At 39.5% G+C, this 19,968-nt stretch carries 17 protein-coding genes and 2 pseudogenes; all 19 read left to right on the top strand.

Annotation, left to right across the window (positions count from 1 at the left end; translation table 11 throughout):
- The 19 genes and pseudogenes from pyrR to FTX43_RS11125 all read left to right on the top strand — a co-directional run bounded on the left by pyrR (position 1) and on the right by FTX43_RS11125 (position 19,961).
- Positions 1–539 (top strand): annotated as a pseudogene (pyrR, locus tag FTX43_RS11210) (bifunctional pyr operon transcriptional regulator/uracil phosphoribosyltransferase PyrR).
- A 13-nt stretch (positions 540–552) separates the two neighbouring features.
- On the top strand, positions 553–1,836 hold the full coding sequence (locus FTX43_RS11205; RefSeq protein WP_002309324.1) for a solute carrier family 23 protein: 1,284 nt from the start codon (positions 553–555) through the stop codon (positions 1,834–1,836).
- Between the two features lie 12 nt (positions 1,837–1,848).
- Positions 1,849–2,775, top strand: a complete 927-nt coding sequence (locus FTX43_RS11200; protein ID WP_002309323.1) for an aspartate carbamoyltransferase catalytic subunit — start codon at positions 1,849–1,851, stop codon at positions 2,773–2,775.
- Between the two features lie 18 nt (positions 2,776–2,793).
- Positions 2,794–4,074: a dihydroorotase gene (locus tag FTX43_RS11195; RefSeq protein WP_002313786.1), complete on the top strand. Its 1,281-nt coding sequence runs from the start codon at positions 2,794–2,796 to the stop codon at positions 4,072–4,074.
- 4 nt (positions 4,075–4,078) lie between these two features.
- Positions 4,079–5,155 carry a carbamoyl phosphate synthase small subunit gene (locus FTX43_RS11190; protein WP_002309321.1) on the top strand — a complete coding sequence of 359 codons (1,077 nt, stop codon included), beginning with the start codon at positions 4,079–4,081 and terminating at the stop codon, positions 5,153–5,155.
- Positions 5,156–5,159: 4 nt separating this feature from the next.
- Complete coding sequence (carB, locus tag FTX43_RS11185; RefSeq protein ID WP_002309319.1) at positions 5,160–8,345, top strand: carbamoyl-phosphate synthase large subunit; 3,186 nt, start codon at positions 5,160–5,162, stop codon at positions 8,343–8,345.
- Positions 8,346–8,398: 53 nt separating this feature from the next.
- Complete coding sequence (locus FTX43_RS11180; RefSeq protein ID WP_002309317.1) at positions 8,399–9,175, top strand: dihydroorotate dehydrogenase electron transfer subunit; 777 nt, start codon at positions 8,399–8,401, stop codon at positions 9,173–9,175.
- Positions 9,172–10,104, top strand: a complete 933-nt coding sequence (locus FTX43_RS11175; RefSeq protein ID WP_002309316.1) for a dihydroorotate dehydrogenase — start codon at positions 9,172–9,174, stop codon at positions 10,102–10,104. The genes FTX43_RS11180 and FTX43_RS11175 overlap by 4 nt, the downstream gene beginning before the upstream one ends.
- A pseudogene (pyrF, locus tag FTX43_RS15270) lies at positions 10,101–10,814 on the top strand (orotidine-5'-phosphate decarboxylase); the annotation flags it as partial. The gene FTX43_RS11175 and the pseudogene pyrF, both read left to right, overlap by 4 nt.
- A gap of 9 nt (positions 10,815–10,823) precedes the next feature.
- Positions 10,824–11,453, top strand: coding sequence for an orotate phosphoribosyltransferase (gene pyrE / locus FTX43_RS15265; protein WP_029680876.1), 630 nt, complete (start codon positions 10,824–10,826; stop codon positions 11,451–11,453).
- 452 nt (positions 11,454–11,905) lie between these two features.
- Positions 11,906–12,322 carry a PTS sugar transporter subunit IIA gene (locus tag FTX43_RS11165; protein WP_002309312.1) on the top strand — a complete coding sequence of 139 codons (417 nt, stop codon included), beginning with the start codon at positions 11,906–11,908 and terminating at the stop codon, positions 12,320–12,322.
- Positions 12,319–12,789, top strand: coding sequence for a PTS sugar transporter subunit IIB (locus tag FTX43_RS11160; RefSeq protein ID WP_002309310.1), 471 nt, complete (start codon positions 12,319–12,321; stop codon positions 12,787–12,789). Before FTX43_RS11165 ends, FTX43_RS11160 begins: the two co-directional genes overlap by 4 nt.
- A gap of 19 nt (positions 12,790–12,808) precedes the next feature.
- Positions 12,809–13,588, top strand: a complete 780-nt coding sequence (locus tag FTX43_RS11155; RefSeq protein WP_002313784.1) for a PTS sugar transporter subunit IIC — start codon at positions 12,809–12,811, stop codon at positions 13,586–13,588.
- Between the two features lie 14 nt (positions 13,589–13,602).
- Positions 13,603–14,415 carry a PTS system mannose/fructose/sorbose family transporter subunit IID gene (locus FTX43_RS11150; RefSeq protein ID WP_002344209.1) on the top strand — a complete coding sequence of 271 codons (813 nt, stop codon included), beginning with the start codon at positions 13,603–13,605 and terminating at the stop codon, positions 14,413–14,415.
- 52 nt (positions 14,416–14,467) lie between these two features.
- Positions 14,468–15,445: an SIS domain-containing protein gene (locus FTX43_RS11145; protein ID WP_002313783.1), complete on the top strand. Its 978-nt coding sequence runs from the start codon at positions 14,468–14,470 to the stop codon at positions 15,443–15,445.
- Positions 15,446–15,550: 105 nt separating this feature from the next.
- Positions 15,551–18,280: a sigma 54-interacting transcriptional regulator gene (locus tag FTX43_RS11140; RefSeq protein ID WP_147607072.1), complete on the top strand. Its 2,730-nt coding sequence runs from the start codon at positions 15,551–15,553 to the stop codon at positions 18,278–18,280.
- Between the two features lie 11 nt (positions 18,281–18,291).
- Positions 18,292–18,927, top strand: coding sequence for an HAD family phosphatase (locus FTX43_RS11135; protein ID WP_147607071.1), 636 nt, complete (start codon positions 18,292–18,294; stop codon positions 18,925–18,927).
- A gap of 76 nt (positions 18,928–19,003) precedes the next feature.
- Entirely contained in the window at positions 19,004–19,282 is a 279-nt protein-coding gene (locus tag FTX43_RS15440; protein WP_073490441.1) for a hypothetical protein, read from the top strand.
- 37 nt (positions 19,283–19,319) lie between these two features.
- Entirely contained in the window at positions 19,320–19,961 is a 642-nt protein-coding gene (locus FTX43_RS11125; RefSeq protein WP_002288886.1) for a YfbR-like 5'-deoxynucleotidase, read from the top strand.
- Positions 19,962–19,968 lie beyond the last annotated feature (7 nt).

Below are 19,968 nucleotides of genomic sequence, written 5' to 3'. Positions count from 1 at the left end.
ATGCAAGCAAAAGAAGTAGTAGATCAGGTAACGATGAAGCGAGCATTGACTCGAATTACTTATGAGATTATCGAGAGAAACCATAGTATCCAAGATATCGTATTGGTAGGTATCAAAACACGAGGAATCTACATTGCATCAAGAATCGCTGAACGTCTGAAGCAGCTAGAAGATATCGATATTCCTGTAGGAGAACTAGATATCACTTTATACCGAGATGACAAAAAGAAAATCCAGAAGAACCGGAACTTCATTCTTCTGACATCCCAGTTTCCTTAGAAGGAAAAGAAGTTATTTTGATTGATGATGTTTTGTATACAGGACGAACGATTCGAGCGGCAATGGACGCAGTAATGGATTTTGGCAGACCAAGAAAAATTTCATTAGCAGTCCTAGTAGATCGTGGGCATCGAGAATTGCCAATCCGTGCAGATTATGTTGGGAAGAACATTCCAACATCTCGGGCGGAAGAGATTTTAGTAGAGATGCAAGAGCTTGATGGACAAGATCGCATCATGATTTTGAAAGAGGAAGATTAGAGGAGAGAGAAACATGTCGGAGAAAAAAGGATTTCATAATGATGACGTGGTGTTAGATATCCACGATCGCCCAACCCCAGGACATTGGGTTGGATTAAGTTTACAACACTTGTTCACGATGTTCGGAGCAACCGTGTTAGTACCTATCTTAGTAGGGATCGATCCAGGTATCGCACTAGTCAGTTCAGGACTAGGTACATTGGTGTACTTATTTACTACTAAAGGAAAGATACCTGCGTACTTAGGAAGCAGCTTCGCTTTCATTGCAGCGATGCAGCTTTTGATGAAAACAGATGGTTATCCAGCGATTGCACAAGGAGCAGTCACAACTGGATTAGTCTACTTGATTGTTGCGCTGATCATCAAAAAGATCGGTTCAGCATGGCTAGATAAAATCTTGCCTCCGATCGTCGTCGGCCCAGTCATCATGGTTATCGGGTTGGGACTTGCGGCAAATGCAGCAACAAATGCTATGTATAATCAAGGCACATATGATTTCAAGTATATTGCCGTAGCACTGATCACATTAGGATTGACCATCTTCTTCAACATGTGGCTAAGAGGTTTTCTCGGATTGATTCCGATTTTACTAGGTATTATTAGCGGGTACATCGTAGCCTTGCTGTTTGGAATCGTGGATACTAAGCCAATCGTAGACGCTGCCTGGTTTGCTGTTCCTAACTTTGAGATTCCATTTTTACAATATGAACCAAAGCTATATCTTGGAGCAATCACAACAATGGCGCCCATCGCTTTTGTGACGATGACAGAGCATATCGGCCATCTTATGGTATTGAATAAACTAACTAAACGTAATTTCTTTGAAGAACCGGGTCTTCATAAGACGTTGACAGGTGATGGCTTAGCACAAATCGTAGCAGCCTTCGTTGGTGGACCTCCTGTAACAAGTTACGGCGAAAACATTGGTGTTCTGGCTATCACACGCGTCCATAGCGTGTTTGTGATTGGGGGAGCTGCAGTTTTTGCAGTCGTTTTGGGATTCGTAGGAAAATTAAGCGCTTTGATTTTAAGTATCCCTGGACCAGTCATCTCAGGAATCAGTTTTATCTTGTTTGGTGTCATTGCAGCAAGCGGAATGAAGATTTTGATCGAGAACAAAATCGATTTTGACAAAAAGAAAAATCTGTTGATTGCTTCAGTTATACTAGTAGTAGGAATTGGCGGACTTGTCTTTGAAGTAGGCACATTTACATTGTCGGCAATGGCGTTAGCAACTGTACTTGGCATCGTTTTAAATCTTATCTTACCAGAAACTTCACGAAGCGAAGAAAACTAAGGAGGAAACATTATGATCATCAAATCAGAACGTATCAGTTTAAAGCATTTATTGACCGTTGAGGCACTTACTGACCAAGAAGTTATGGGCTTGATTCGCAGAGGGCAAGAATTCAAGCAAGGGGCTAATTGGACTCCGCAAAAGCGCCAGTACTTTGCTACAAACCTCTTTTTCGAAAATAGTACCCGCACACATAAAAGTTTTGATGTAGCGGAGAAAAAACTAGGGCTTGAAGTGATTGAATTTGAAGCAAGTACAAGCTCTGTCCAAAAAGGAGAAACGTTATACGATACAGTACTGACGATGTCTGCATTAGGTGTAGATGTAGCGGTCATCCGTCATGGTGATGAAAACTATTATGACGAACTGATACAAAGCAAAACCATCCAGTGCTCGATTATTAATGGGGGAGACGGAAGCGGACAGCATCCAACCCAATGCTTGCTTGATTTGATGACCATTTATGAAGAATTTGGACACTTTGAAGGACTGAAAGTTGCCATTGTAGGGGACATCACCCACTCTCGGGTAGCGAAATCCAATATGCAGATGTTGAAACGCTTAGGTGCACAAGTATTCTTCTCAGGTCCTAGAGAATGGTACGACGATGAATTCGAAGTATACGGACATTATATGCCATTGGACGAACTACTAGATCAAGTTGATGTCATGATGATGCTTCGAGTGCAACACGAACGCCATGATGGAAAAGAAAGCTTCTCAAAAGAAGGCTACCATCAGGAATATGGTTTAACAGTTGAACGTGCGAAGAAGCTGCAAAAACATGCAATCATTATGCACCCAGCACCAGTTAACCGCGATGTGGAATTAGCTGATTCATTAGTGGAAGGATTACAGTCACGAATCGTTCAACAAATGAGCAATGGTGTCTTTGTCAGAATGGCAATCTTAGAAGCAGTGCTAAATGGAAAAGCGTAATTATAGGAGGATGGAAAAATGAAAACACTCATTAAAAACGGTCAGATCAATACACGAAAAAATATGACGACACCAGCAGAAATTTGGATAGAAGATGGGCGAATCAAAGCAATCGGTACAGGATTCTCAGAAGCCGAATTTGATGAAGTGTTTGATGCAAAGGGACAATTGATCACACCTGGTTTAGTGGACGTCCATGTCCATTTGAGAGAGCCAGGATTTACATACAAGGAGACGATCGAAGCTGGAACTCGCTCAGCTGCACGTGGTGGTTTTACTACTGTATGCGCGATGCCGAATTTAAATCCTGTACCTGATAAGGCAGAAAAGCTGAAACAAGTATATGACATCATTAGAAAAGATGCAGTTGTGAAGGTATTACAGTATGCGCCAATCACAGAAAATCTGCGAAGTGAGAAATTAGTTGATCAAGAAGCACTGATTGAAGAAGGTGCTTTTGCTTTCACAAATGACGGTGTAGGTGTCCAAACGGCTGGAACGATGTATCTGGCTATGAAAGAAGCTGCGAAAAACAATAAAGCACTAGTAGCCCATACAGAAGACGAATCTTTATTATTTGGCGGTGTTATGCATGCTGGCAAGAAGGCAGAAGAACTGGGTCTTCCCGGGATCTTAAGTGTAACCGAGTCTTCTCAAATCGCCAGAGATCTGTTGCTAGCTGAAGCAACTGGTGTTCATTACCATGTGTGCCACGTATCTACTAAAGAGAGTGTCCGAGTAATCAGAGACGCAAAAAAAGCAGGAATCCACGTAACAGCGGAAGTTTCGCCCCATCATCTTATTTTGATCGATGAAGATATTCCCGAAGATTTCGGCTTTTGGAAAATGAATCCACCGCTAAGAGGACGGAAGGACAGGGAAGCCTTGATCGAAGGTTTGCTTGACGGCACGATCGATTGTATCGCTACAGATCATGCCCCACATGGATTAGAAGAAAAAAGCCAAAGCTTCATGAAATCGCCATTTGGCATAGTAGGAAGCGAAACAGCATTCCAACTGATCTACACTCATTTTGTAGAAACTGGACAATTCACATTGGAACAAGTAATCAATTGGCTGGCAGTTAAACCGGCTGAGATTTTTGGTTTGAATGCAGGAACGCTGACAGTCGGCGCACCCGCTGATGTAGCAATTTTTGATATTACAAAAACTTGCACGATCGATAAAGAAGACTTTTTATCAAAAGGGGAAAATACACCTTTTATCGGCTGGAAAGTAAAAGGTGAAACACAAATGACTTTTGTCAACGGAAAACTTGTGTGGCAGAAGGGAGAATAAAAATATGGAACGTTTGCTTATATTAGAAGATGGAACAGTTTTCGAAGGAAAAGCTTTTGGCGCGGATGCAAATGTCTTCGGAGAAATCGTTTTTACAACAAGTATGACTGGTTATCAAGAAACCATCACCGATCAAAGTTTCAACGGTCAAATCATTACATTTACCTATCCTATGGTGGGCAATTATGGGGTAAATAGAGATGATTATGAATCGATTTCTCCAACATGCAAAGGAGTAGTAGTAAAAGAGCACGCGCGTGTAGCTTCAAACTGGCGAAACCAAATGACGCTAGATTCATTTTTGAAACAAAAAGGGATTCCTGGAATATCAGGTATCGATACGCGCGCCCTTACTCGTAAAATCCGTGAAGTCGGAACGATGAAAGCAAGTATCGTTGATGCTGGAGATTCCTTCGAACATGCATTTGATCAGCTGAAAGCAACCGTTCTAGCAACCAATCAAGTGCAGCAAGTCTCCACTAACAAACCTTATCCAAGTCCAGGAACAGGACGGAAAGTTATCGTCATTGACTTCGGCTTGAAACATAGTATTTTACGAGAATTGAGTAAAAGAAACTGTAACCTCACAGTACTTCCCTATAACACAGATGCCGAGACGATTTTAGCGTTATCACCAGACGGAGTCATGCTGACGAATGGACCTGGTGATCCAAAAGATGTGCCAGAAGCAATCGAAATGATCAAAAAAATCCAAGGAAAAGTACCGATTTTTGGTATTTGTCTTGGTCACCAGTTATTTGCTTTAGCCAACGGTGCAGATACCTATAAAATGAAATTCGGACATCGAGGATTAAATCACCCGGTACGAGAAGTAGCGACCGGAAGAATTGATTTTACTTCTCAAAATCATGGCTATGCAGTCGATGAAGCCACGATTGATTCAGAAAAACTCATCGTAACCCATGTAGAAGTAAATGACGGAACAGTAGAAGGAGTCAAACACAGAGATTATCCCGCTTTCAGTGTGCAGTTTCATCCAGATGCTGCTCCTGGTCCGCACGATGCACTACATTTATTTGATGAATTTATGGAAATGATGGATGCAGGAAAGGAGCAGTAAACAGATGCCGAAACGTACAGATATCAAGAAAATTATGGTGATTGGATCTGGTCCGATCATCATTGGTCAAGCCGCAGAATTTGACTACGCAGGAACACAAGCTTGCCTTGCTTTAAAAGAAGAGGGATATGAAGTGGTTTTAGTAAATTCTAATCCTGCGACGATCATGACGGACAAAGAAGTGGCAGATCAAGTATATATCGAACCGATCACACTTGAATTTGTATCAAGGATTCTTCGAAAAGAGCGTCCAGATGCTCTACTTCCAACTTTAGGCGGACAGACAGGCCTCAATATGGCAATGGAGCTGGCAGCATCAGGTATTTTAGAAGAATTGAACATAGAACTTCTAGGAACGAAGCTTTCTGCGATCGATCAAGCAGAAGACCGTGATTTATTCAAACAGTTGATGAAAGAATTGAATCAGCCAATCCCCGAGTCTGAAATCGTCAATACAGTAGAAGAAGCTGTAGCGTTTGCAAATAAAATCGGCTATCCCGTCATCGTTCGTCCAGCCTTTACTTTAGGCGGGACTGGTGGAGGCATGTGTGAAAATGAAGAAGAATTACGAATAGTCTCAGAAAATGGATTAAGTCTTTCCCCAGCTACCCAATGTTTAATTGAACGAAGTATTGCGGGTTTTAAAGAAATTGAATATGAAGTGATGAGAGATTCGGCTGATAATGCAATCGTTGTCTGCAACATGGAAAATTTTGACCCAGTGGGTATCCATACAGGTGATTCTATCGTGTTTGCTCCTAGCCAGACATTGTCTGACCATGAATATCAAATGCTTCGTGATGCTTCTCTTTCGATTATTCGAGCACTTAAGATCGAAGGAGGCTGTAACGTCCAACTTGCTCTTGATCCACATAGCTTTAATTATTATGTGATTGAAGTCAATCCGCGTGTTTCTCGTTCATCGGCGTTAGCAAGTAAGGCGACTGGCTATCCGATCGCTAAGCTAGCTGCTAAAATAGCGCTTGGATTAACATTAGACGAAATGAAAAATCCTGTAACAGGAACGACTTTTGCAGAATTTGAACCTGCATTAGATTATGTTGTAGCTAAAATTCCTCGCTGGCCGTTTGATAAGTTTGAAAACGGAGAACGGCTTTTAGGTACGCAGATGAAAGCAACTGGTGAAGTGATGGCTATCGGTCGGAATATCGAAGAGTCTTTATTGAAAGCTGTGCGTTCTTTAGAAATCGGTACACACCATATCGAACTTCCTGAGTTGGCAGACATCACGGACGATGACCTAATCCAAAAAGTGGTTCGAGCACAAGATGATCGCCTGTTTTATGTAGCTGAAGCTATTAGACGAGGGTACACCATAGAAGAATTGGCAGATTTGACAAAAATCGATTTATTCTTTTTAGATAAACTGTTGCATATCGTAGAAATCGAACAGCAGTTGAAACAGCAGCCGTTGGATGACAGGATATTGAAAACAGCGAAACAAAACGGTTTTACAGACAAAAAAGTGGCGGAGCTGTGGGAAATAAGCGAAGAAGCCGTTCGCCAGATGAGAAAAGAAAATGACTTGATTCCTGTATATAAAATGGTTGACACTTGTGCAGCGGAATTCGAATCAAAAACACCTTATTTTTATAGTTCCTATGAATATGAAAATGAAAGTTCACGATCAGAAAAGCCCTCAGTTCTAGTACTGGGATCTGGTCCTATCCGTATCGGACAAGGAGTTGAATTTGACTATGCGACTGTGCATTCTGTCAAAGCAATCCAGCAGGCAGGATACGAGGCAATCATCATGAACAGCAATCCGGAAACAGTTTCTACTGACTTTTCTATTTCGGATAAATTATATTTTGAGCCATTGACCTTCGAAGATGTGATGAATGTGATCGAGCTAGAACAGCCGATAGGAGTAATCGTTCAATTCGGTGGTCAGACAGCAATCAACTTAGCCGAACCTTTGACTACTGCTGGTGTAAAAATCTTAGGGACAACGATTGAAGACTTGGATCGTGCGGAAAATCGTGATTTATTCGAGCAAGCGCTGAAAGAGTTGGATATTCCTCAACCTTTAGGGGATACTGCTACAAGTAAAGAAGAAGCCGTGGTTATCGCTTCGAGAATTGGTTATCCAGTACTTGTTCGTCCAAGCTATGTATTAGGCGGGCGTGCGATGGAAATCGTTGAAAATCAGCGAGATTTAGAAGACTACATGGAACATGCTGTGAAAGCTTCTCCAGAACATCCAGTACTAGTGGACCGCTATTTGCTTGGTGGCGAATGCGAAGTGGATGCGATTTGTGACGGTGAAACAGTACTCATTCCAGGGATCATGGAACATATTGAGCGTGCCGGTGTCCATTCAGGGGATTCAATGGCTGTGTATCCACCTCAAACATTATCTGAATCAATCAAGAAAACGATCGAAGACTACACGATCCGTTTAGCATTAGGTTTGAACTGTGTCGGGATGATGAATATCCAGTTCGTCATCCATGAAAATGAGGTTTATGTGATCGAAGTCAATCCTCGAGCAAGTCGGACTGTTCCATTCTTAAGTAAGGTGACAGGAATTCCAATGGCACAAATTGCGACGAAAGCTATTTTGGGAGAGAAATTAAAGGCACTTGGTTATGAAAACGGACTTTATAAGGAAACAAAAGAAGTCCATGTTAAAGCGCCCGTCTTTTCTTTTACTAAATTGCAGAAAGTCGATACTTACTTAGGGCCTGAAATGAAATCGACTGGAGAAGTAATGGGGTCTGACAGACAATTAGACAAAGCTTTGTACAAGGCATTCGAAGCTTCTGGATTACACTTGCCTGAATATGGAGCCGTATTGTTTACGATTGCGGATGAAACAAAAGAAGAAGCACTAGAGTTGGCTAAACGTTTTACAGAAATCGGCTATAGTCTGATAGGAACGAAACATACAGCTGCCTATTTCGAAAAACATGGTTTGGTTGTTGAAACAGTTGCGAAAATTTCTGAGGAAGCAGCAGAAAAAAATGTAGTCGACTTAATACGAGATGGTAAAACACAAGTGGTTGTCAATACGATTGATAAAGATCGGGGAAATGCTTCTAAAGACGGCTTCATTATCCGAAGAGAAGCAGTCGAACATGGTATTCCGTTGTTTACTTCTTTAGACACAGCAGATGCGATCGTTCGAGTGATGGAATCCCGTGCATTTTCAACCAACCCTATTTAACGGTGTATACATGTTAAGACCGAAAGAAGAAAATCCGTTACAGGAGGGGACAGATGAAACAAGAAATGATGGAAATCGTTCAGCAAAAACAGCTGGCACCAAAGATTTTTGAAATGACATTAAAAGGTGATCTAGTAAAAGAAATGCAGCAACCAGGACAGTTCTTGCATATCCTCGTGCCGCGTGCAGACTTGCTGCTACGCCGACCGATTAGCTTGAATCATATCGATCACGAGACAAATACTTGCCGTATTATCTATCGGGTGGAAGGTGAGGGGACTAGCGTTTTCTCTACTCTTTCTGCCGGAGACTATTTAGATGTTATGGGCCCTTTAGGTAATGGCTTTGATTTATCTGATCTTCATACAGGAGACGAAGTATTTATAATCGGTGGAGGAATCGGTGTCCCGCCTCTGTATGAGTTATCAAAGCAGTTAGTCAAAAAAGGGATCAAGCCAACGCACTTTTTAGGTTTTGCCACACATGAAGTCGTTTATTATGAAAAAGAATTTAATCGTCTTGGAGAAACAAGAATCGCTACTGACGATGGCACATACGGTATGCACGGAAATGTCGGTAATTTATTATTAGGAACGAAGACGAAACCTACAGCAGTTTTTGCATGTGGTTCAAACGGGTTATTGAAGACAGTGGAACAGCTGTTTTCTTCGCATCAAAATGTCCAGTTATCATTAGAATCCCGCATGGCATGTGGGATAGGGGCTTGCTATGCTTGCGTTTGTCATACGCCAGAAGATGAAACAGGAACAAAAAGTGTGAAAGTTTGTGACGAAGGACCGATTTTTAAAATAGGAGAGGTAATTATATGAATGAGAATCCTTTAGCAGTCAAACTTCCTGGCCTAGAATTAAAAAATCCTATCATGCCAGCAAGCGGCTGTTTCGGTTTTGGCAAAGAATATGGAAAATACTATGATTTGAATCAGCTTGGTTCGATCATGGTCAAGGCAACGACTCCAAATGCTCGCTTTGGCAATCCCACACCGAGAGTGGCGGAAACACCATCTGGCATGTTGAATGCGATTGGTTTACAAAATCCTGGTCTAGACGTTGTTATGAATAAACTTCTTCCAGAATTAGAGGAGTACAATGAGTTACCCATCATCGCAAATGTTGCTGGTGCTTGTGAAGAAGACTATGTAGAAGTTTGTAGCAAAATCGGCGAAGCGCCAAATGTGAAAGCAATCGAGCTGAATATTTCCTGTCCAAATGTCAAGCATGGCGGTATCGCTTTTGGAACAGATCCTGATGTTGCTTTTCAATTAACACAAGCAGTAAAGAAAGTTGCTTCTGTTCCTGTCTATGTCAAACTATCTCCCAATGTGACAGACATCGTTCCAATCGCTCAGGCAATCGAAGCTGGAGGGGCAGATGGATTTACAATGATCAATACACTACTTGGTATGCGGATTGACCTTAAGACAAGAAAACCAATTTTAGCCAATCAAACAGGTGGACTATCCGGACCAGCAATCAAGCCTGTCGCTATCCGTTTGATTCATCAAGTGGCAAGTATATCCAATCTTCCAATCATTGGGATGGGCGGCGTGCAGACAGTGGACGATGTTCTTGAGATGTTTATGGCTGGAGCAAGCGCTGTAGCTATAGGGACTGCGAATTTCACCGATCCCTATATCTGTCCTAAACTAATCAAAGAGCTCCCAGTGCGAATGAACGAACTAGGTATTGAGTCACTGGAAAGATTAATCAAAGAAGTGAGAGAGGAACGTGAACGATGAACCAACTAAACCAACGACCAATCATTGCATTAGATTTTTCAACTTGGCAAGAAGTAGAAGACTTTCTTCTTTTTTTCCCAGAAGAAGAAAAATTGTTTGTGAAAATCGGAATGGAATTGTTCTACCAAGAAGGACCTGAAATCGTACGTTATTTAAAAGATGCTGGTCACGATGTGTTTTTAGATCTGAAACTTCACGATATTCCGAATACGGTCGAAAAAGCAATGCGGGGACTGGCAAAGCTTGGTGTTGATGTCACATGTGTTCATGCAGCTGGCGGTATTCGCATGATGGAGGCGGCAATGCGTGGATTAGAAGAAGGAACGCCAGAAGGTGGGAAACGTCCGCTACTTCTAGCTATCACTCAACTTACCTCTACAAGTGAAGAGGAGATGCATGCAGACCAACTAATCGAAGTTCCTTTAGAAAAAAGTGTGATCCATTACGCTAACTGTGCCAAAAAAGCAGGATTAGATGGTGTGGTTTCTTCTGCTTGGGAAGTAGAAGCGATCAAAGAAACGGCGGGAGATGAATTTGTTTGCTTAACTCCAGGGATAAGACCAGAAGGAACAGTCGTAGGAGATCAGACAAGAGTAGTCACACCTTCTCAAGCAAGAGAGATTGGCTCAACTTTCATCGTTGTGGGACGACCAATCACACAGGCAACTGATCCTTATGAAGCATACCGAGCGATTCAAACAGAATGGAGCCAACCTAAAATGAATGTAGAACAAAGTATCGCAAAAGATCTATTAGAGATTGAAGCAGTATTTTTAAATCCAAGTAATCCTTTTACTTGGGCAAGTGGAATCAAAAGCCCCATTTACTGTGATAACCGAATCACGATGAGCTATCCAAAAGTCCGAAAAGAGATCGCAAAAGGCTTAGCAAGAAAAATCAAAGAAGCTTTCCCTGAAGTACAAGTAATTGCTGGAACTGCAACGGCAGGAATTCCTCATGCTGCATGGGTAGCGGAAATATTAGACTTGCCAATGGTCTATATTCGAAGTAAGGCGAAAGATCATGGGAAAGGCAACCAAATCGAAGGGCGTATAGTTGAAGGTCAGAAGATGGTTGTGATCGAGGATCTGATTTCTACAGGAGGTAGCGTCTTGGAAGCAGCTGAAGCAGCAAAAAGAGAAGGTGCAGCTATCCTTGGTGTTGCAGCTATCTTTACGTATGAGTTGCCAAAAGGAAAAGCAAATTTCGAAAAAGCCGAAATCCCTCTTATGACGTTGACCAATTACTCTGTATTGATCGAAGCAGCTTTAGAAGATCGTTATATCGATGAGCAAGAATTAACTCTGCTAAAAGAATGGAAAAAAGATCCTGAAAATTGGCAGTTTTAAGTACAAAAATACTTAGATAATTGAAGAAATAAAGCTATATTATTTTGAATATTTCTAAATTACCATTTCTCTACACCGTTATATTTTTTAAGGATACAGTTTATGTAACTGTATCCTTATTTTTTTCATAACCCTGCATGGATGATTTGGATGAGGAGATACATCCATAAAATACATATGCATGATCTTCAATAGCGCTGATTACACAAAGTATGAACGACTTCAACGAGTCAAAAACAGCCCCTCAACTGTGTTCCTATCCCACAGTCGAGAGGCTATTTTTGTTTTATATATGTAGAAAAGCAGTTCAACACTTTTACAAAATAGATTGAACACTTATCAGTAAATGATAAAAGTGTTGGGAAATAGTTGTAACTATAGCTTTTACAGGCTGAACAGAAGTTGGCACGGTATTTGCTTTATATAAAACTGTCAGCGAGGAGGAAATAAAAATGAATACGATTATTCTAGCTAGTCATGGCGCATTATCTCAAGGTCTAAAACAAACAGCTGAAATGATCTTGGGACCTGCCACTAATATTTATGCATTATCGGCTTATCGCGATGAAGATGAGCCGATAGAACAACAAATACAAAGTATAGTTTCAAAATTAGGAAAAGAAAATCTATTTATTCTCACAGATATCTTAGGAGGAAGTGTCAATAATGAAATGATAGGACTGTTAAAGAAAGAGCCAGCAATACGCTTGATCACAGGAATGAATCTACCCTTAGTGATTTCAATCGCCACGCAAGTTAACCCAATTGCTGCTGCAGATTTAGAATTGATTATCGAAGAAAGTCGGCAGTCATTGATTGATTGCAATCGATTACTAAAAAAATCAAATGAAGGAGGAGATGATCTATGATCAAGTTCATTCGTATCGATCACCGATTGTTACATGGACAAGTGGTGTTTTCTTGGAGTAAATCTTTACAAATCAACCGAATTCTGGTGGTGAATGATGAAGCAGCCAATGATGAATTTAAAAAAATGTCTTTAGAACTATCAAAACCTCAAGGAATCAAACTCAATATATTTACCGTTGAAAATACCTTGACAAAAATATCTAAAATAGAAGCATTGAGTGAAAACATCATGATGATCTTTGGAAATACCAAGGATGTTCGTCAGTTTTGCGAAAGTTACTCAAACGTTAAGGAAATCAATTACGGAGGCATCATAAAAAAAGAAGGATCAAAACAATTCAGTAATGCTATCTTCTTGACTGAAAATGAGATAGAAGATGCGAAAGTACTAAAATCAATGGGCATCAAACAGTTCATGCAACAGGTTCCAACCTCCAAAAAAGAGGATTTGAATACAATGATTTAAAAAGAAAGGAGTTTACGTTATGTTGTTTCAATCGATTGCCTTAGGTCTGGTCGGAATCATGTGCATCTTGGACTCTAGACTACTAGGGAGGATGAATTTTGAACGGCCTTTAATCGTGAGTACGTTAGTTGGGTTAGTATTAGGTGACTTGGAAAAAGGTTTGTTGGTTGGTGCTTCTCTGGAATTGATGTCGCTTGGTCTGGTAAATATCGGAGCAGCAGCGCCACCGGATATGAATATGGCGTCCATTATTGCTACAGCTTTTGCTATTCTATCTGGCTCCAATGCTGAAACTGCTCTGACTATTGCCATTCCAATCTCTGTATTAGGACAAATGCTTGGAATATTGATGCGGACAGTACTCTCAAATCTGACACATTGGGCAGATAATTTAATCAATGAAGGAAAGTTCAGCAGAGCACGACGGATCCACATAATCTATGGTACGGTCTTATATTCACTGATGTATTTTATCCCTATCTTTTTAGCTGTTTACTTTGGAACAGATTTAGTGAAAAATATCGTGAGCAGTATCCCAGTATGGTTGACAAATGGTCTGACTTTAGCAAGCAAAATTTTACCAGCATATGGTTTTGCTTTGTTGTTACAAACGATGTTGACGAAAAAAATGATCCCGTTTTTATTACTTGGTTTTCTAATCACAGCTTACTCCGGATTAAGCATCACAGGTATCGCAGCTTTTGCTTGCATTGTGGCCTTTGTGATGGCACAAGTCAAATTCAATGGTAAAGATAATAGGACAGCTGTAAGCGAACCTGATCCTTTAGATGATTTATAGAAAGGAGTTTTTTTATGACTAAGAAAGATCAAAATAGTTGGAAGTATTGGCAATTTTTCTGGCGTTCGTGGGCAATACAAGCTTCGTGGAATTACGAACGACAAATGAATATGGGATTTATGTATGGTATTGCACCAATCATCGATAAAATCTATGACAAGCCAGAAGACAAACAAAAGAAAATCGATGCTTATGAGCGGCACATGGCTTACTACAATTGTACGCCGCAAACAAGTTCATTCGTTTTAGGACTAACAGCATCTATGGAAGAACAATATGCCGAAGATCAAGAAAATTTCAATCCGGAAACCATCAGTGCTTTGAAGACTTCGCTTATGGGCCCTTTGTCAGGAATCGGAGACTCTTTCTTCCAAGGAACCATACGTGTTTTGGCCTTTGGCTTTGGAATCAATCTCGCTCAGCAAGGTAGTATCTTAGGCCCTATCTTGGCCATTATCATCTCATTCATTCCGTCCTTTTTCGTTACATATTATGGCGGAAAAATTGGTTATAATACTGGGAATAAATATTTAGCGAAACTGTATCAAGAAGGTTTGATGGATAAAGTGATGTATGTTTGTACGATTATCGGTTTGATGGTCATTGGAGCCATGATTGCTAGTATGATTGGGATCACCACGCCGCTAAGATTCGGCAAGGCGTTTGTTTTACAGGATATTTTAGATAATATCATGCCCCAGTTGATTCCTTTAGGGCTGACATTTTTTATGTATTGGTTGTTGCAAAAGAAAGTTCGGACCGGTTTGATGCTCACTATTTGTATCGCTGGTGGTGTTTTACTAAGTTTATGCGGGATTTTTAATTAAGGGACCAACCTAATTTAGGTTAAAAATAAATAGTATGAGGAGGAATTCAAACATGAATTCAACATTAAGTCCAAAAGATATCGTCAAAGAAATCATCGCGAACAAAGAGGTGGAGTCCATCGTATTTGTCGGCTGTGGTGCATCGAAAGCAGATCTATATCCAGCAAAATATTTTTTAGAACAAAACGCAAACAAATTACGTATCAGCCACTTTACGGCAAATGAATTCAATTATGCGACACCTCGCTCGATCAACGATCATACTGTAGTTATTTCAGCTTCATTGGGAGGTACGACTCCTGAAACTGTTCAAGCTAACGCAGTAGCGAAAGAACAAGGTGCCACAGTTATTAGTTTAACACATAGCGTAGATTCTCCGTTAACGAAAGACGCAGACTATGTGATTTATCATCGTTTCACAGAAGATTACGCAGCAAAACTAGAAAAAACAGGTTACTGCTTAGAACTTGCAGTTGAACTACTAAATCAGATCGAAGGGTATAAAGACTACGATAAGATGATGGATGGTTTCGACAAAATTTATGATTTGTCGCAAGAAAGTGCAAAGGGAGCACGTCTACAAGCAAAAAAATTCGCCGAACGTTTCAAAAATGAAAAGGTGATATATGTTATGAGTTCAGGAGCGACTCATGAAGTTGCGTATTCCACTTCTATTTGTTTAATGATGGAGATGCAATGGATTCACTCTGGTACTTTCCATTCTGGTGAATTTTTCCATGGTCCATTTGAAATCACGGACAAAGACGTACCATTTATCTTATTGATGAATGATGGTCGTACGCGTCAAATGGATGCCCGAGCACTGACTTTTTTGAATCGTTTCGATGCAAAAATAGAAATCGTAGATGCACTGGATTGGGGACTGTCTGCCCACATTGCGAAAGAGGTTCTTGATTACTTCAATCCATTCGTCATCACAGCAGTATTCCGCGTCTATGCAGAAGAATTAGCTGAAGTACGCCAACATCCACTGACAAAGCGTCGTTATATGTGGAAATTAGAGTATTAAACTAGAGCTGAGGCCAAGTGCCTCGGCTTTTCTTCCCTTGCATTGAAAAGGGTTTCTTATTCTCGTACAATTGATTGAGCAAGAGTAAATTGGGTGGTGTTGATCATGAACAAAAAAGTAGAAAAATATTTAAAAGAGCTGACAAAAAATTACAGTGAGCATCATGCAGAAGATTTTTCAGCTTTATCAATTAGCGAAAATGTCGGTTTGAATCGAAGTACAACAAGCTTCTACTTAAATCAAGGAATGAAAGAAGGAGTATTGGTCAAGGTCAAGAGTTACCCCGTCTCTTTTTTACATGTTGAAGCTTTAGCTGAACTTGGCATTTTTCACAGAGAATCTGAATATGAAACTTGGGAAGACTTATTTGCAGCAGAAAAAGCCAATGCATTAGAAACGGTGATTGGAGCAAATGGCAGCTTAAGAGAAGCAGTTGATCAAATAAAAACAGCAGTACTTTATCCTGGGAATGGGTTACCTATTCTTTTATCGGGCAATAGCGGTTCAGGAAAAACATTTTTAGCAGAAAAAATCTATGAATATGCTGTAGCAGAAAAGGTCATCCCAAAAGATGCTCCGTTTATCTCTTATAATTGTGCCCAATATTTCAACAATCCTGAACTCTTGTCTTCTGCTTTGTTTGGCCATGTCAAAGGAGCATTTACCGGAGCAGAAAAAGAACATATTGGATTGATAGAAAAAGCTGATAATGGCGTATTATTTTTGGATGAGGTTCACCGCTTAAGTGATGAAGGGCAAGAAAAGCTTTTTACATTTATGGATACAGGAGAAATTTCACCGATGGGGGACAATGCAATCAGACATAAAGCAAACGTCCGTATGATATTTGCAACAACTGAGAATGTCTATCAAACATTTTTGCCGACCTTTATTCGCCGTTTGCCAGTGATTGTCATGTTGCCGAATTATGAACGTCGTCCGCAATCAGAACGTATGCAACTGATAGACACATTTTTTATCAATGAAGCGAATATTTTGTCAAAACGCATCGATGTAAGTTATCAACTAGTGGACTTTTTGCTTAATAGTGACTTAGAAGGCAATGTAGGGAAGATAAAGAACATCGTGAAATATGTCTGCGGTAGTGCGTACGCCAAAAACCAAAATAGTCTGTCTATTCGAGTTCGTTTGAAGGATCTTCCAACTGAAAATACCATGCAGCTAAAAGAGCAGCTAAAAAAAACGATTAAAGCTTTACCAGACCGCCAATATTTGCCGCATACAGCTAACCAAGTCTTTTTAGAATCTTCAGAAGTCAGGCAAATCAGACAGTTATTTGAAAAAATAGTGCAAATGTATCAAAAAGTTGAAAAGCAAGAATTAATGATCAAAGATTTTATTGATCATACGGTAAATCGAATCAATCATTTGATGGACGAGTTTATTTTTAAAGATAGTTATTCGAAAGAAGAATCATTTTATTCTGTACTAACCTATCAGATACGAGAAACTTTTTATTGGATGCATGAAAACTACGGATTGGAACAAGATGGTAATCGTGTGATTGCCCTAGCACAGTATCTCTACCATAAAAACAACACAGATATGATTGCAGAAAATCATGAATGGCAAAGTGTCAAAGACAAGTTGTTAGAATTGGTTTCGAGTTCCATAGATACTTCTTATTGGTATGCTAAAAAAGTACTAGGACATATTTCTCGACAATTAGATCAAGATTTTAAAGAGGAAGATTTGATTTTTATTTCCTTTTATTTTCATGGGTTGCAGATCACGCTAGGAGAAAAGAAAATCAAGAGTATCATTTTAGCTCATGGTTATTCTACTGCTAGCAGTATGGCGAACGTAGGCAATCGGATACTGAAGCAGAATATCTTTCAAGCTTATGATATGCCAATCAATATCACGTTAGCTAAAGTAGAAGAACAAGTTATTCGCTTTATCAATGATCATCAAACGGACGCCGGGTTGATTTTATTAGTAGATATGGGGTCGTTGAACGAAATCGGAAAAAAGCTAGCAGATAAAATACGTGGTCCACTGCTGATTATCGATTATGTCTCTACGCCTCTTGTATTGGAGATTGGGCAGTTGATTCAAAGACAAATGTCTATCGCAGAAATCAGCCAAAAAATCGATATAGAAAACAAAGTAAAAAAACAACTAATACTACCAAAAAAAGAAAAAACACAGGCAATCTTAACTTGCTGTTACACCGGAATAGGTTCAGCTACTCAAATACAAGAGATTTTGGAATCTTGTTTAGAAAATCATTGCAAAGAATTGACGATTATTCCGTATGATTACAAAAAATTGCAAAAAAATAAAATGTATGAGGATCCTTTCCAAATATATGAAGTATTGATGATTGTAGGAACAGAAGATCCCAAAATCGAACAGGTTCCTTATATTGGTCTTGATCATTTAATTAACGGTGAAGATGTTGAGAAGTTCATTTCAATTCTACAAGATTATTTTGACATACGTGATAAAGATTTAAAAGAACAGCTGATGTTCAGTTTTTCAATTAATAAAATCATCGAAAATTTAACGATTTTGGACGCAACCAAACTGTTGCGTTTAGTGCAAAGTGCTGTATCCGTAGCTGAGGAAACCTTAGAGATCACTCTATCTAATAGTAAGTTGTTTTTACTATACCTACATTGCTGCTGTATGATTGAACGAATTTTAAGGAAAGAAAGTGTGGATGAACAAGAAGATATAGAGGAATATACGACTCAAGCAGGTGCAGAAATGGAACAGATCCATCGTGCCTTTTTCGAAATAGAGAGTGAGTATACTATCAAGATTTCCACGTTGGAATTACGATTGATTCATGAAATTATTTATGGATAGGAGGAAGGTTTGTGAATTTAGGCATGATTTTTGATATGGATGGTGTCTTAATTGACTCAGAAAATTTTTATTTTGATCGACGTATGCAATTTTTCAAAGAAAAAAACATCCTACCAGGTTCGACGAATAAGTTGGATTTCGTTGGACTGACAGAAAATGGGATTTGGGAAGTATTGGTCTCAGAAAAAGACCAACGAGCTGATCTTAGAAAAGAATACCTTGCGTACCGGGAAAAACATCCTATTGACTTTAAAATAGCACTGCGAAAGGGTGCGGAAGACATCTTGGATTATTTAAAAAAGAAAAGTATCAAAATTGCTCTTGCTTCTTCTTCTCCTCAAAGAGAAATCGACAAAATGCTGACACAGAATGCTTTAGCACCATACTTCGATTTTGTCATTTCAGGAGAAAAGCTATCTAAAAGCAAACCACATCCAGAAATTTATCAAATCGCAGTAAATGCATTGGATGGTAGACATTGCATCGCAGTAGAAGATTCTCCTGTTGGTATTGCGTCAGCAAAAGCAGCTAATTTATATACGATTGCATTAAAGCAAGATCTGCCCCCTGATCAGGCACAAGCAGATATCGTGATTGATGACTTGAACGATATCATTCAAATAATCGAAACTTACGATATAGATTGATTCAACTATCTGAAAAAGATTTAAATGCCCCGAAACTTCGTGAAATTTTTGAACAAGAATCTTAAGCATATAATTAATTGATTGTGAGAAAAAATGGCTATCAATCGATATAAAAACAATCCAAAAACTGATTGCGAAAAGTATCTTTTCATCAGATATGAAAAGAAACTTCTATCGTGATCAGTTTTTGATTTTTGCAAAATTTATTTTGCTAAGACTAAATAGCAGAGAAAAGAGAATAATCTCTTCTCTGCACTCTATTCTATCGAGAGTTTCTCTATTTTTTGGTAAGCGAGCTGTTGCGAAAATGGAAAAGAGCGGAAATGTTGCGAATGTCAGTTATTTAATGATATGATATTCGGAAAAAGAAATCTCAAAGGGAGGTAACTTTTATGGGATTGAATGAATTTATTTTAGGATTGAACAATTTAGAGACGATCACAAGGGCACCTGGTTTTTTTAAATATACGGAGCATACAGTCGCAGCACATTCGTATCGTGTAGCATCTATTGCGCAAGTTCTAGGAGATATTGAAGAAGCAAATGGGCAGCCAATCGATTGGAAACTGCTCTATGAAAAATCACTGAATCATGACTACACAGAACGTTTTATTGGTGATATCAAAACACCAGTGAAATATGCAAGCAAAGAATTAAGAGGGATGCTGCAAACAGTTGAAGAAAAGATGACGGACGAATTCATCAATCAAGAGATTCCAGCTGAGTTCCAAGAAGTTTATCGCCGTCGGTTGTTCGAGGGAAAAGATGAAACTGTAGAAGGAGAACTATTAGCCATTTCAGATAAGGTTGACCTTCTTTATGAGTCTTTTGATGAAATCATCAAAAATAATCCAGAAAAAGTTTACAAGGAGATGTTCATTGAGGCAGTGACGACTATCAAAAGCTTTGAACATCGGCCTTCTGTTCAGTATTTCTTTAAAGAGATATTTCCGGAACTATTGAACCAGGAATTTTATGGAAAAGAGGCGTTTTTAGAAACTGTCTCAACGATTGTAAAGAAAGAAGAAAAATAAAAACGAT

Origin of the sequence: Enterococcus sp. DA9 (assembly GCF_008000875.1) — a bacterium.
GTDB lineage: Bacteria > Bacillota > Bacilli > Lactobacillales > Enterococcaceae > Enterococcus_B > Enterococcus_B lactis.
Note: the sequence above shows the minus strand (reverse complement) of the source record. Positions and strands in the feature narration are given on the sequence as shown.